Annotated in this window: 7 protein-coding genes and 1 pseudogene; 4 read left to right on the top strand and 4 right to left on the bottom strand. The window is 72.8% G+C overall.

The annotated features are described in order from the left end of the window. Positions 1 to 14 precede the first annotated feature (14 nt). Together ACIBEC_RS27145 and xylA are read left to right on the top strand one after the other, a co-directional pair. A pseudogene (locus ACIBEC_RS27145) lies at positions 15 to 1261 on the top strand (transposase). A gap of 86 nt (positions 1262 to 1347) precedes the next feature. Next, positions 1348 to 2520 (top strand): xylose isomerase, encoded by a 1173-nt coding sequence (xylA, locus tag ACIBEC_RS27140; protein ID WP_360508193.1) that lies wholly within the window; start codon positions 1348 to 1350, stop codon positions 2518 to 2520. A gap of 130 nt (positions 2521 to 2650) precedes the next feature. Here the strand turns inward: xylA and yicI are convergent, their stop codons facing one another. The 4 genes from yicI to ACIBEC_RS27120 all read right to left on the bottom strand — a co-directional run bounded on the left by yicI (position 2651) and on the right by ACIBEC_RS27120 (position 10391). Next, positions 2651 to 4933 carry an alpha-xylosidase gene (gene yicI / locus ACIBEC_RS27135; RefSeq protein WP_360508190.1) on the bottom strand — a complete coding sequence of 761 codons (2283 nt, stop codon included), beginning with the start codon at positions 4931 to 4933 and terminating at the stop codon, positions 2651 to 2653. Further along, entirely contained in the window at positions 4930 to 6330 is a 1401-nt protein-coding gene (locus ACIBEC_RS27130) for a GH1 family beta-glucosidase (RefSeq protein ID WP_360508187.1), read from the bottom strand. Before ACIBEC_RS27130 ends, yicI begins: the two co-directional genes overlap by 4 nt. Positions 6331 to 6364: 34 nt before the next feature. Further along, on the bottom strand, positions 6365 to 7354 hold the full coding sequence (locus tag ACIBEC_RS27125) for an acetylxylan esterase (protein ID WP_360508184.1): 990 nt from the start codon (positions 7352 to 7354) through the stop codon (positions 6365 to 6367). A 181-nt stretch (positions 7355 to 7535) separates the two neighbouring features. Beyond that, on the bottom strand, positions 7536 to 10391 hold the full coding sequence (locus ACIBEC_RS27120) for a glycoside hydrolase family 3 C-terminal domain-containing protein (RefSeq protein WP_396289106.1): 2856 nt from the start codon (positions 10389 to 10391) through the stop codon (positions 7536 to 7538). Positions 10392 to 10843: 452 nt separating this feature from the next. On the opposite strand from ACIBEC_RS27120, the gene ACIBEC_RS27115 reads away from it, so the two are divergent. Together ACIBEC_RS27115 and ACIBEC_RS27110 are read left to right on the top strand one after the other, a co-directional pair. Then, on the top strand, positions 10844 to 11872 hold the full coding sequence (locus ACIBEC_RS27115; protein WP_360508177.1) for a LacI family DNA-binding transcriptional regulator: 1029 nt from the start codon (positions 10844 to 10846) through the stop codon (positions 11870 to 11872). A gap of 27 nt (positions 11873 to 11899) precedes the next feature. After that, positions 11900 to 13885, top strand: coding sequence for a beta-galactosidase (locus tag ACIBEC_RS27110; protein ID WP_360508174.1), 1986 nt, complete (start codon positions 11900 to 11902; stop codon positions 13883 to 13885). Positions 13886 to 14076 lie beyond the last annotated feature (191 nt).

The following is a 14076-nucleotide window of genomic DNA, read 5'->3' as shown; positions in this document are numbered from 1 at the left end:
GGCGGTGACCGGGCGTGGCTGAACGAGAACTGCGGGCTATCGCGCGACCGTTCGTCGCCGGTCCCGCTTCGGGTGTGTGCATCCGCGACCGGCTCAGGGACCTGACGGCCAGGGACGAGCAGATCCTGCGCGTGGTCGGTGAACACCTGGGGCGCCTCGCCTCTCGTGACCTGGCCCGGCGCGTACGCGACGGGCTGGAGCATTGCGCCGACACCTGGGCGATGCGCAAGCGGGACCTCACCACCGACTCGTCCTCGCGCTGGGCCGGTTCGATCACCAAGGCCACGCACGACCAGTGGGGTCTGTCCCGCCGGGCGCAGTGGCAGCACCTCAAGGGCCTCGATGCCGGTATCCGCACCCTGCGCCATCGCCTGTCGCTGCCGGTCGGCGAACGCGGGACGAAGCGGCAGCCGGGCGGATACCGGTCCGAACGGGAGTGGTTCGTCAAGTCCCGGCGCCTGGCCCACCTGGAGGCCGAGTACGAGCACGTCAGGGCCGAGCGTGAAGCCGGGAAGGTCTCGGTCGTCCGGGGCGGTGGGCGGTTGCTCAAGACCCGGCACAACCTCGCGGCGGCGAACCTGACCGAGGACGGGTGGCGGCAGCGGTGGGAGGCCACCCGGTGGTTCCTCACGGCCGACGGGGAGTGCGGCAAGCGGTACGGCAACGAGACGATCCGGGACGCCCAGATCCGCCACGCCCTCACCCGGCTGCTGCACTGGGCCCAGGCGAGCGGCTGCCAGGCGATCGCCGTCGAGGACCTGGACTTCACCGACTCCAGGACCCGTGAGAAGCATGGCCGCCGCAAGCGGTTCCGGCAGCTCGTCAACGGCATCCCCACGGCGAAGCTGCGCGCCCGGCTCCTGGCGATGACCGCCGAGACCGGGTCAGCATCATCGCCGTGGACCCGGCCTACACCTCGATGTGGGGGGCCCAGCACTGGCAGAAGCCCCTCAGCACACCAACCAGCCCCGTCACCCGCCACCAGGCGGCCGGCGTGGCGATCGCACGACGCGCCCTCGGACACCGGATCAGGCGACGGACGGCACCGCCCCCGCAGCACCAGAGCGATGCTGCAGGGCATCGGACCACCCAGGCCCGACCCGATGTTCGGGGGCGTGAGGGAAACCGCCCCCGCGTACCCGGACCACGGACAAGATCCGTCGGCGCTGAACGCGGAAGAAACGCGGTAGACCAGAACGCCCAAGACCGTTCGGCTGAGCACAGGTTCTGGCAACAGGACTCACTCCCGCTCAGTCTTTAGAAACGGTTCCTTCTGACGTTCCGGCATACTAATTTGTTGAGAGCCCTGACAAACACCCCTCTCGGCACTGAATCCGGAGCTGCTCCATGTCCAGCGACGCCCTCACCCCCACCCGCGCGCACAAGTTCACCTTCGGTCTGTGGACCGTCGGCTGGCAGGGTCGCGACCCCTTCGGCGACGCCACCCGCCCCGCCCTCGACCCGGTCGAGACCGTGCAGCGACTGGCCGACCTCGGCGCCTACGGCGTCACCTTCCACGACGACGACCTGATCCCCTTCGGGGCGGGCGAGGCCACCCGCGAGCAGAGCGTCAAGCGCTTCCGGGCCGCACTGGAGGACGCCGGGCTGACGGTCCCGATGGCGACCACCAACCTGTTCACCCACCCGGTCTTCAAGGACGGCGCCTTCACCGCCAACGACCGCGACGTCCGGCGCTACGCGCTGCGCAAGACGATCCGCAACATCGACCTGGCGGCCGAGCTCGGCGCCTCGGTCTACGTCGCCTGGGGCGGGCGCGAGGGCGCCGAGTCCGGCGCGGCCAAGGACGTGCGCACCGCGCTCGACCGGCTGAAGGAGGCCTTCGACCTGCTGGGCGAGTACGTCGAGCAGCAGGGCTACGACCTGCGCTTCGCGATCGAGCCCAAGCCCAACGAGCCGCGCGGCGACATCCTGCTGCCCACCGTCGGCCACGCCCTGGCGTTCATCAACGCGCTGGAGCGGCCCGATCGGGTCGGTCTCAACCCCGAGGTCGGCCACGAGCAGATGGCCGGGCTCAACTTCCCGCACGGCATCGCCCAGGCCCTGTGGCACGGCAAGCTGTTCCACATCGACCTCAACGGCCAGTCCGGCATCAAGTACGACCAGGACCTGCGCTTCGGCGCCGGCGACCTGCGGCAGGCCTTCTGGCTGGTCGACCTGCTGGAATCGGCCGGCTACGACGGCCCGCGGCACTTCGACTTCAAGCCGCCGCGCACCGAGGACTTCGACGGCGTCTGGGCGTCCGCGGCCGGCTGCATGCGCAACTACCTGCTGCTGGCCGAGCGCTCCCGCGCCTTCCGGGCCGACCCGGAGGTGCGGGCCGCGCTCGCCGCCTCCCGGCTGCCCGAACTCGCCCTCCCCACGGCGGAGGACGGCCTGAGCGGGCTGCTGGCGGACCGCTCCGCATTCGAGGAGTTCGACGTCGACGCCGCCGCCCGGCGCGGCATGGCCTTCGAGCAGCTGGACCAGCTGGCCCTCGAACACCTCCTCGGCGCCCGCTGACCGCGTCCGTCAGCCGGGTCGTACGGATCCGTCCGACCCGGCCCGCGCGACCCGGCGAGTACGGACGACAAGGAGCGAGGTCCCGCGCGCCCATGCGGGGGCACGCGGGACCTCACGTCCGGGGCCGGCCTCAGGCCGGGTAGGTCAGCTCGGCCTCGTGGGTGCCGGCCGGGCTGACGTGCAGGGCGCCGTCCGGGCCCCCGAGCCTCAGCTGCCACGGGTGCGGGCTGTCGGTGGTCACCCTCAGCCGGTCGCCGGTGCGGCGCAGCCGGAAGCGGGCGCTCTCGCCGGTGCCTTCGGTGCGCGGGATCACGACGCTGCGCTCGGCGCCGTCGGCGAAAGCGTGCACCCGCAGCTCGACGCCCTCGGCCCAGGCGGAGACCGGGCGCTGGTCGTCCGCCCCGAACGCGATGACGGAGTCCGGGCGGGCGAGCAGCGGCAGGGTGTGGAAGCCGTGCCGTTCGCGCACCCAGCGCGGGCCGGTGACCTGGTCGCCGGTCAGGATGTTGGTCCACGTCCCCTCGGGCACGTAGTACTCGACCGTGCCGTCCTCGGTGAAGACCGGGGCGACGAGCAGGTCGTCGCCGAGCAGGTACTGCCGGTCGAGCGCGGCGGCGGCCGGGTCGTCCGGGAACTCCAGCACCATGGCGCGCATCACCGGGAGGCCGGTGGCGTGCGCCTGTTGGGCCGCGTGCTGGAGGTAGGGCGCCAAGCGGTGCTTGAGCAGCGTGAACTCGCGGGTGACCTCGACGGCCTCCTCGCCGAAGTCCCACGGCACGCGGTAGGACTTGCTGCCGTGCAGCCGGCTGTGCGAGGAGAGCAGGCCGAACTGTGTCCAGCGCTTGAAGACGGCGGGGGTCGGTGTGCCCTCGAAGCCGCCGATGTCGTGGCTCCAGAACCCGAACCCGGACAGCCCGAGGGAGAGTCCGCCGCGCAGCGACTCGGCCATGGCGTTGAAGTGCGATTCGCAGTCGCCGCCCCAGTGCACCGGGTACTGCTGGCCGCCCACGGTCGCGGAACGGGCGAACAGCAGCGCCTCGCCCTCCCCGCGCTCCTCCCGGAGCAGCTCGAACACGGCCCGGTTGTACAGCTGGGTGTAGTAGTTGTGCATCCGTTCCGGGTCGGAGCCGTCGTGCCAGAGGACGTCGGTGGGGATGCGCTCGCCGAAGTCGGTCTTGAAACAGTCCACCCCGACCGCCAGCAGGGTGCGCAGCTTGCCGGTGTACCAGTCACGGGCGGCGGCGTTGGTGAAGTCCACCAGGGCCATGCCCGGTTGCCAGAGGTCCCACTGCCAGACGCTGCCGTCCGGGCGGCGCACCAGGTAGCCCTCGCGCATGCCCTCGGCGAACAGCTCCGACTTCTGGGCGATGTAGGGGTTGATCCAGGCGGAGATGCGCAGCCCCTGCTGCTTGAGCCGGGCCAGCATGCCGGCCGGGTCCGGGAACGTGTCCGGGTCCCACGCGAAGTCGCTCCACTGGTACTCGCGCATCCAGAAGCAGTCGAGGTGGAACACGCTCAGCGGGATGCCGCGTTCGGCCATGCCGCCGACGAAGCGGTTGACGGTGGCCTCGTCGTAGTCGGTGGTGAAGGAGGTGGTCAGCCACAGGCCCAGTGCCCAGGCCGGGGGCAGCGCGGGGCGGCCGGTGAGGGCGGTGTAGCGCTCCAGGATCAGCTTGGGGGTCGGGCCGTGGACGACGAAGTACTCCAGCGACTGGTCCTCGACGCTGAACTGCACCTGGCCGACCGCCTCGGAGCCGATCTCGTAGCTGACCCGGCCGGGGTGGTTGACGAGGACGCCGTAGCCCCGGTTGGTCAGGTGGAACGGGACGTTCTTGTACGCCTGTTCGCTGCTGGTGCCGCCGTCCGCCTGCCAGATGTCCACCACCTGGCCGTTGCGGACGAACGGGGTGAACCGCTCCCCCAGGCCGTAAACCAGTTCGCCGACGCCCAGGGCGAGCTGTCCGAGCATGTGGTGGCGGCCGCCCGCGTCGGTGACGAAGCCGGTGCCGCGCTCGCCCACCGTGGTCAGGACCCGGCCGCCGGCGGTGAACTCCAGCTGCCACGGCTTCGAGGTGTCCACCCGCAGGGTCAGTTCGCCGGCGCAGAGCTCCACCACGTCGCCGTCCCGGCGCACCTTCCCGCTGCCCTGCTCGGCGCCGGGCAGCGCGAACTCCGGTCCGCGCCGCACCGATCCGGCGTGGTGGGTGGTGCGCACCCCGATCACGCCCTCGGCCGGGGACCAGCACTCGACGGTCAGCAGTGGGCTGTTGAGCGTGTCACCGCGGCCGCGCACGTGCTTCACGGGCGCGTAGAGGGTCATCCGGTCATCGTCGGTCCGGACATCGGCGACCTCGGTGGCGTAGCGCGCCGTGACGCCCGGTCGCATCAGCCAGTAGCCGTCGGTGAACTTCATCGGGCAGGTTCCTCCGTCCGCGCGCGGTGCGCGGTGATCAGGCCCCGGTACCAGTGGTAGCTGTCCTTGGGCGTTCGGGTCAGGGTGTCGTAGTCGACGTGGACCAGGCCGAAGCGCTGCTCGTAGCCGCGCCCCCACTCGAAGTTGTCCAGCAGGGACCAGACGTAGTAGCCGCGCACGTCGACCCCGGCCGCGATGGCGTCGGCGACGGCGGCGAGGTGGCCGGCCAGGTAGTCGATCCGCTCCGCGTCGTGGACGCGGCCGTCGGGGGTGAGGCTGTCGGCCTCGGCGGAGCCGTTCTCGGTGATCCAGACCGGCGGGAGCTGCGGGTAGCGGGCGTGGAGGCCGCGGAGCAGTTCGGTGAGCGCGGTCGGCACGACGGGCCAGCCCATGGTGGTGTGCCGGGTGCCGTACGGGTCCAGCTCCGTGACTCCGATGTCCACGGCGGTGCGCCGGTCGACGTCGTCCGTGCGGTGGTACGCGGCGGCCACGGTGATCGGTCGGTAGAAGTTGACGCCGAGGAAGTCCAGCGGCGCGCCGATCAGGTCCAGGTCGCCCGGCCGCCGCCAGGGGCCGTCCGCGAGACCGCACCAGGTGTCGGCCTCGTGCGCGGGGTAGCGCCCGGCGAACAGCGGCGCCGTCCACACCTCGTTGTGCAGGACCTCGGCCCGGCGCCGGGCGGCCCGGTCCTCCGGGAGGGAGGAGGCGGCGTGCAGGCGGTCGAGGTTGAGCGTGATCCCGACCTCCCCGGCGCCCCCGGCGCGCAGCTCCCGGACGGCGAGGCCGTGGGCGACCAGCAGGTGGTGCGCGGCGGCGAGGGCGCCGCGCCCCTCCTGGGCGCCGGGCGCGTGCCGGCCCTCGGCGTAGCCGACGAACGCGGAGCAGAACGGTTCGTTGAGGGTGATCCAGCGATCGACCCGGTCCCCGTAGCGCTCGGCCACGAGGGCGGCGTACTCCGCGAACGATTCGGCGGTCTCCCGGACGCGCCAGCCGCCCCGGTCCTCCAGGGCCTGCGGCAGGTCCCAGTGGTAGAGGGTGGCTGCGGGCGCGATCCCGGCGTCCAACAGTTCGTCGATCAGCCGGTCGTAGAAGTCCAGGCCCTTCCGGTTGACGGACCCGGTGCCCCGGGGCAGCAGGCGGGGCCAGGCGATCGAGAAGCGGTAGCTGTCGACGCCGAGCCCGCGCAGCAGGGCGACGTCCTCGGGGTAGCGGTGGTAGTGGTCGCAGGCGGTGTCGCCGGTGGCGCCGCCGAGGGTGCGGCCGGGGGTGTGGCTGAAGGTGTCCCAGATGGACGGGCCGCGGCCGTCCTCGTCGTGGGCGCCCTCGATCTGGTAGGCGGCGGTGGCGGCGCCGAAGCGGAAGCCGGCGGGCAGTTCCGGGAAGGCCGGGGTGCTCATGCGCACCTCCTGATGACTCGCTCGCTTCGTTCGCTCACGCGGCGGGCTTCGGCGTGAGTCCGCGCTCCCGCAGCCAGGCGAGCTGGGCGGGCGGGTTGGCGCCGCAGCCGCCGCCGTGGTCGGCGAAGGGCCAGACCGTCATGGTGCGGTCCTCACCGGCATAGTGGTTGAAGGCGGCGTAGACCGTGGAGGGCGGGCAGACCGGGTCCATCAGGCCGACGCTGAACAGGGCCGGCGCGGTGGCCCGCTGGGCGAAGTTGACTCCGTCGAAGTAGTCAAGGGTGTCAAGGGTCTGCTGGACGCGGTTCGGGCTGTGCCAGCGCAGGTACTTGACGATCTCCTGGTACGGCCCCTCCCCGGCGATCTGCGTCGCCTGGCGGAAGTGGCACAGGAACGGCACGTCCGGCATCACCGCCGCGACGCGGTCCCCGGTGAGCCCGGCGACGGCGATGGCCAGGCCGCCGCCCTGGCTGCCGCCGGCCAGCAGGATCCGGTTGCCGTCGAGGCCGGGCAGTCGGGTGACGGCGTCCACGGCGCGCGCGCAGTCGGTGATCAGCCGCCGGTAGTAGTGGTTCTCGGGGAAGTCGATGCCGCGGGTCATGAAGCCCTCGGCCCACTGGGTGCCGTCGCCCTCGCCCCGGTCGGGAGTGTCCCGGCCCTGGCCCCGGCTGTCGACGACGAGTTGGGCGTACCCGGCGGCGGACCAGAACAGGTGCTCGGTGGGCAGCCCGCGGCCGCCGGAGTAGCCGATGTAGGTGACGACGACCGGAAGCGGCCCCGCCATGCCGCGCGGGCGCAGCAGCCAGGCGGCCACCGGCTCGCCGTTCCAGCCGGGGAACCGCACGTCGTCCACCTCGACGGTGCGCAGTCCGTACTGCGCGGTGACGCGTTCGACCTTGACCGCCCCGCCGTGCGAGCGGGCGTCGGCGAGGGTCCGTTGCCAGAAGTCGTCGAAGTCCTGCGGGGCGGACGGCTCCGGCCGGTAGCGGACGAGTTCGTCGAGTCCGAAGTCTGTGAGCGGCATGGGGGATTCCTCCGGATGGAGCGATGACGAGCCGGTGTGGTGGGGTGTGAGCAGCGGCATGGGGACGCCTCCGGGCGGCGGGGTGACGGAAGCGAACGGGTGCGGCGCGCAGCGCCGGACAGGTGAGGGTGGCGGCCCGCCCACCCCATGGGCGGGCCGCCGGTCCGTGGGGCGACGGTCCTCAGTCGGCCTGGCCGGCCCCGCCGAAGCGGAAGGCGGCGAGGCGGACGTCGCCGTGCAGGGTCAGGCTCAGGTCGTGCGTACCGTCGAGCGGGGCGGCGAGTTCGGCGGTGGTGACCGTCCAGGCGTAGCGGTCGCCGGTGACGGGCACGTCGAGTTCGGCCAACAGGCGGTTGCCGGCGTGGACTTCGAGCCCGGCCCTGCCCGGTCCGGCGTCCTCGCGGGCGGTCTCCACCGTGATCCGGACGGCTCCGGAGAGGTCGACGTCCCGGAAGAGGAGCGTCGCGGGCTGCGCGGGATCGGTGGGCGTGACCGCGTCGCCGTCGGTGCGGTCGGCGTCGACGATGGTGATGTCCGTGTAGTCGTCGAAGTCGACGGCCGGGGTGCGGCGTTCGAGGACCACGCGGGGCGTGGCCACCGCCCCGAGCGCGGTGAGCGGCGCCGTGAGGACCGGGTGGTCGGAGCTGCGGGCGACGACCACCTCGTAGCCGCCGGGGTCGACGGTGAAGGCCCCGGTGGCGACGTCCCAGTGGGCGAGCCGGTCGGCTGACAGTCGGAACGTCAACTCCCGCTCCTCGCCGGGCTCCAGGTGGACCTTGCGGAAGTCGGCGAGGCGCAGCCGGGGTGCCTCGTAGCGGGCGTCCAGGGCCCGGACGTAGAGCTGGACGACCTCGCTGCCGGGCCGCCGTCCGCTGTTGGCCAGTGTGACGGTGACGTCGACCGACCCGTCCTGGTCGATCGACGGCTGCGACAGGCGCAGGTCGCGGTAGGCGAAGTCGGTGTAGGACAGCCCGTGCCCGAAGGGGTAGAGCGGGGTGGCCCGGTGGTACTGGTAGGTCCAGCCCGCCTTGATGATGTCGTAGTCGAGCGGGGCGGGCAGCGGGTCGTCGCCCCGGTACCAGGTCTGCGGCAGGCGGCCGGCGGGCTCGGCCCCGCCGAGCAGCACGGCGGCCAGGGCATGCCCCGTCTCCTGCCCGCCGTGGGAGGTCCACACCACGGCGGGCAGGTGCTCGTCGGCCCAGTCGAGGGCGTAGGGGTAGCTGCTCATCACGACCAGGGCCGTCTCCGGGCGGACGGCGGCGACCGCGTGCAGCAGTTCCTCCTGGCCCTCGGGCAGGTCGATGTCCGCGCGGTCCTCGGTCTCGCGGCCGTTGACCATCGGGTGGTTGCCGAGGACGACGACCGCGACGTCCGCCGTCTCGGCGGCCGCCCGCGCCTCGGCGATGCCGTCGCGCACCAGCTCGCGCTGCCAGCGCTCGGCATCGTCCGCGCTCTCGGCGCTGACGGTCACCCGGCCGTCGGTCGGGTCCACGGCGGCGTAGCGCCCGGTGAACACGGAGCGGAGCAGCACGGTGTCGGCGCCGGCCGGTTCGAGCCGGAAGGTCTCCTTGACGAACCAGCTCCTGATCACTTCCCGGTCGGCGGCCAGGGCGTCGTCGTCCTGAAGGCTCAGGTAGCGGCCGGTGTCGGCGGCGCACAGGGTGAAGGCGCCGCCGCCCCAGTCGGTCACGTCGTAGGCGGACTTGCCGAGCAGGTCTCCCGTGGTGCGCGAGCGCAGGGTGATCCGGTCGGCGCCTGCCACCCGGACCACTTCGGCGCCGTGTGCGCCGACGGCCTCGGCCAGTCCGGTGGCGATGCCCACCTGGTACGGCATGGTGCCGCTGTACCAGTCCTCGAAGAGCGTGTCGGAAAGCGGGCCGATGACAGCGATCCGCGGCGTGCGGGCCGGGTCGAGCGGCAGCAGGCCGTCGTTCTTGAGCAGCACCGTCGACTCGGTCGCGGCCTGCCGGGCCAGGTCGCGGTGCTCGGGGCAGTCGATCACCTCGGGTCCGGTGTCGGCGTAGGGGTCCAGCTCGGGGTCGAACTCGCCGAGGCGGAAGCGCAGTTCGAGCTGCCGCCGGACCGCGCGGTCCACGTCGGCCTCGTCGATCAGTCCGCGTTCCAGCGCTTCGCGCAGCCGGCCGACCGGAGTCGCGCTGTCCTCGCCATGGTCGGTGAAGCTGTCGATGCCTGCCTTCAGCGCGGCCGCGTGGGACTCGGCGTGGTCGTCGAAGTAGTGCTCCGGGTCGACCAGGTTGGAGGGGGCCTCGGCGTCGCTGACCACGAACAGCTCGTGGCCGGTGGGCTCGGCCCAGCGGCGCAGCTCCGCCTCGATCAGCGGACTGACGTGGCAGGGGCGGCCGTTGACCAGGTTGTAGGCGGCCATCGCGCCGGTCGCGGCGCCGGAGGCGACGACCGGGCGGAAGGCGGCGAGGTCGTACTCGTGGAGCACGCGGGGGCGTAGCGAGGAGGAGGTGGTGCAGCGGTCGTCCTCGTTGTTGTAGGCGAGGAAGTGCTTGAGCACGGGGGCGGTGCGCAGGTAGGTCGGGTGGTCGCCGGCGAGGCCCCGGCAGAACGCCTCGCCGACCCGGGCGGTGTGCACCGGGTCCTCGGAGTAGCCCTCCTCGTTGCGCCCCCAGCGCGGGTCGCGCAGCAGGTTGAGCACGGGGGCCCAGGCCTGCAGGGAGTTCGCCCCGCGTTCGGTGGTGCCGATCGCCGGCGGGCGGTGGTAGTGAAAGGCGCGCAGTTCGGTCGAGACCGCCTCGGCGACCTCGCGCACCAGGTCCTCGTCCCAGCTGGCGCCGAGGCCGACGGCCTGCGGGAAGACCGTTGCCACCCCGAGCCAGGAGACGCCGTGCAGGCCCTCACTTCCGGTGCGGAAGGGGGCGACGCCCAGGCGCGGCACGGCGGGCGCGTACTGGTGCAGCATCGCGAGCCGTTCGTCGAGCGTGAGCCGGTGGAGCAGGTCGTCGACACGCTTGCGCAGGGGAAGCGTGGGATTGCGGAAACCGGGCAGGCCGGCTGCGGACGCGGGCACGGAACTCACGTGGAATACCCCTCGGGCGGGCTGGACTCGGCATCGTTCATCGAAGCGCTTCGACGTTGACAGGCTCCGAAGTGACTGTCAACTCCCCCGAGCGCAACCGATTTTGTATTTGTTCAGCCTCTTGCTCAACTGATAACGCATCGTTAGTCTCGGCGAAACCTCCAAGCGCTTCGACGCTTCCGACGCTGCGACGGAGAGGGGCCACGCCACCATGAGCTGTCGCTGCAGATGGCGGTCGTGGTCCTCACCCTGGTACCACTGGTGATCGTGAACCCGTTCGTGCAGAAGCACCTGCGTACCGGTGTCCTCATCGGCGCGATCAAGGGCTGAGCCGTCCGCCCGGGCCAGCCGGGCCCCACGGACCCGGAGCGGTCCCGCGCGGACCTCCCCGGCGCACGGCCGGGACCGCTCCCCACCGGAACCGACACGAAGGAACCAGAGCGATGGTGACACTCGCCGATGTGGCCAGGCACGCCGGCGTCTCGTCCAGCACGGTCAGCTACGCCCTCAGCGGCAAGCGCCCGATCTCCGACGAGACCAGGATCCGCGTCGAACAGGCCATCACGGACCTCGGCTACCACCCCAACGCGGGTGCCCGGGCCCTGGCCGGCAAGCGTTCGCACATCATCGCCCTGGTGGTGCCGCTCCACCCCGAGGTGCACGTGCCCACGATGATGGAGATCGCCATCGCGGTCACCGTGGCGGCCCGCGAACACGGCTACGACGTCCTGCTGCTCACCAACGACGAAGGGCCCGAAGGCGTCCGCCGGGTCGCCGCCACCGGACTCGCCGACGGCGTCATCCTGATGGACGTGCGGCTGGACGACGACCGCGTCCCGGTCCTGCGGGCCGAGGACATCCCGGCCGCCCTCATCGGCCTGCCCGACGACCCCGCCGGACTCTCCTGCGTCGACCACGACTTCGCCACCGCCGGCGCCCTGTGCGCCGACCACCTGGCCGACCTCGGCCACCGCGACATCGCCTTCATCGGTTACAGCAGCGGCGTCTACCGACGGCATGCCGGCTACGCCGAGCGCACCCTGACCGGCTTCCGCGCCCGCGCGGAACGACGCGGCCTGCGCTTCCTCCACCGCCCGTGCGAGGGCACCTACGAGAGCACCGCCGGCACCCTGGCCCGGATCCTCGCGGACCGGCCGGACACCACCGGCTTCGTCGTGCAGAACGAGGCCGCGATCGGCCCGCTGCTGAGCCTGCTGCGCGCCGGCGGGCGGACCGTGCCGGAGGACGCCTCCGTCATCGCCATCTGCCCCGACCCACTGGCCGAGCAGCACTCCCCCCGGCTCACCTCCGTGACCAGCCCCCGGAAGGACCTCGGGCAGGTGGCCGTCGAGCAGGTCATGGCCAGGATCGCCGCGCGCGCCGCGGGCGACGATCCGGAGGACCGGCTCGTCCTGATGCCGCCGGAGCTGATGGTCCGCGAAAGCACCGCCCCGGCGTCGCACCGAAGTTGACACCACGACGAGAAGGACGGTTCCCAGATGGACATCCGCCGGCTCACCGACCGCCTCGGCGGCCTCGCCTACGGCGGGGACTACAGCCCCGAGCAGTGGGACGCAGAGGTGTGGAAGCAGGACGACGAGCTGATGCGCCGGGCGCGGGTCAACCTCGCCACCGTCGGCGTCTTCTCCTGGGCCCTGACGGAGCCCGAGGAGGGCCGCTACGACTTCGACTGGCTCGACGCCCACCTCGACCGGCTGCACGCGGCCGGCGTCGCCGTCGACCTGGCCACCCCCACCGCCTCCCCGCCGCCCTGGTTCAGCCTGGCCCACCCGGACGCCCTGACGGTCCGCCCCGACGGCGCCCGCCTGACCCACGGCAGCCGGGACACCTACTGCCTCGCCGCGCCCGCCTACCGCCGGGCCGCCCGCCGCATCGCCGGCGCCCTCGCCGAACGCTACGGCGACCACCCGGCGCTCGCCCTGTGGCACGTGCACAACGAGTACGCGACCCTCTGCTACTGCGACCACGCCGCGGCCGCCTTCCGGGTCTGGCTGCGCGCCCGCCACGGCTCCCTCCACGCCCTCAACGAGGCCTGGGGGACGGCCTTCTGGAGCCAGGGCTACAGCTCCTGGGAGCAGATCCTGCCGCCGCGGGCCACCCAGTGGCACAAGAACCCCGGCCAGGCGCTGGACTACAGCCGCTTCTGGTCCGACGAGACCCTCGCCGCCTACCGCGAGCAGCGCGACGCGATCCGCGCCCACAGCGACCGCCCGGTGACGACCAACCTCATGCTGCCCGGCTACCAGAACCTGGACCTGTGGGCCTTCGGCCGCGAGGTCGACCTGGTCTCCGTCAACCACTACCCCACCGCCCCCGGCATCGACGCCGCCGCCCAGGCCGCCTTCGACGCCGACCGGGCCCGCTCCTTCGCCGGCGGCGCCCCCTGGCTGCTGATGGAACAGGGCACCAACACCGTCTACGCCGGCGGCCGCGTGCTCGCCAAGGAACCGGGTGAGATCCTGCGCCACTCGCTCGCCCACATCGCCCGCGGCGCGGAGGGCGCCCTGTTCTTCCAGTGGCGCCAGTCCCGGGCCGGCGCCGAGCAGTGGCACTCGTCGATGGTCCCGCACGCCGGGCCGGACAGCCGCACCTTCCGCGAGGTCACGGCGACCGGGGAGGCCATCGCCCGGCTCGGCGAACTCGCCGGCTCCACCGTCCGGGCCGAGGTCGCCGTCCTGCACGACTCCGACGCCTGGTGGGCGATGAACGTCGACGGGCTCCCGTCCTGCGAACTCGACTACCTCGCCGCACTGCGCCGCGCCCACCGGGCACTGTGGGACGCCGGCCGGACGGTCGACGTCGCCCACCCCGAACACGACCTGAGCCGCTACCGGGTCGTCCTCGCCCCGGCGCTGTTCCTGCTCACCGACGCGGGCGCCGGGAACCTGCGCCGCTACGTCGCCGCCGGCGGCACCCTGCTCGTCCAGCACTTCGGCGGCATCGTCGACGAACGCCTCCACGCCCGGCTCGGCGGCTACCCGGCCGCACCGCTGCGCGAGGCGCTCGGCATCCGGGTCGAGGAGCACCGTCCGCTGCGGAAGGGCGAGCAGATCGCGCTGTCCGACGGCTCGACGGCCACCTCCTGGAGCGAGTCCCTGCGCACCGAGGGCGCCGAGGCGCTCGCCGCCTACACCGAGGGCATGCTCGCCGGAAGCCCGGCCCTGACCCGCCACCGGTTCGGTTCCGGCCGGGGCTGGTACCTCTCCACCCGCCTGGACGACCCCGGGTACGCCGCCCTGATCGGCCGTCTGCTGGCGGAGGCCGGGGTCGTCCCGGAGCTGCCCGGCCTGCCGGCCGGCGTCGAAGCCGTCACCCGGCACGCCCCGGACGGCCGGGGCTGGCACCTGCTGCTCAACCACCGCTCCGACGCCGTGCCGCTGCCCCGGCCGGGCCACGACCTGCTCACCGACGGCACCGTCGACGAACTGGCCCCCGGCGGCTGCGCGGTCCTGCGCGCGCGCTGAACGCGCCCCGCGTCTCCCCCGCCCCACCGAGGAAGCGTCCCTGAGCGACCCACGCGAGACGATCCGCCGGGGCCACGACGCCCTGGAGCCGGAGACCGGCCTGGGCGACCGCGAGCCGAACTCGGTTCGGCCATGCCTTCGTTCCCATGTACGACGCCAACGCACACGGTGACCGGCACCACCGCCTGATC

It is taken from the genome of Kitasatospora sp. NPDC051164 (assembly GCF_044455625.1).
In the GTDB taxonomy this organism is placed as follows: domain Bacteria; phylum Actinomycetota; class Actinomycetes; order Streptomycetales; family Streptomycetaceae; genus Kitasatospora.
This window is presented reverse-complemented; position numbering and strand designations above follow the sequence as displayed.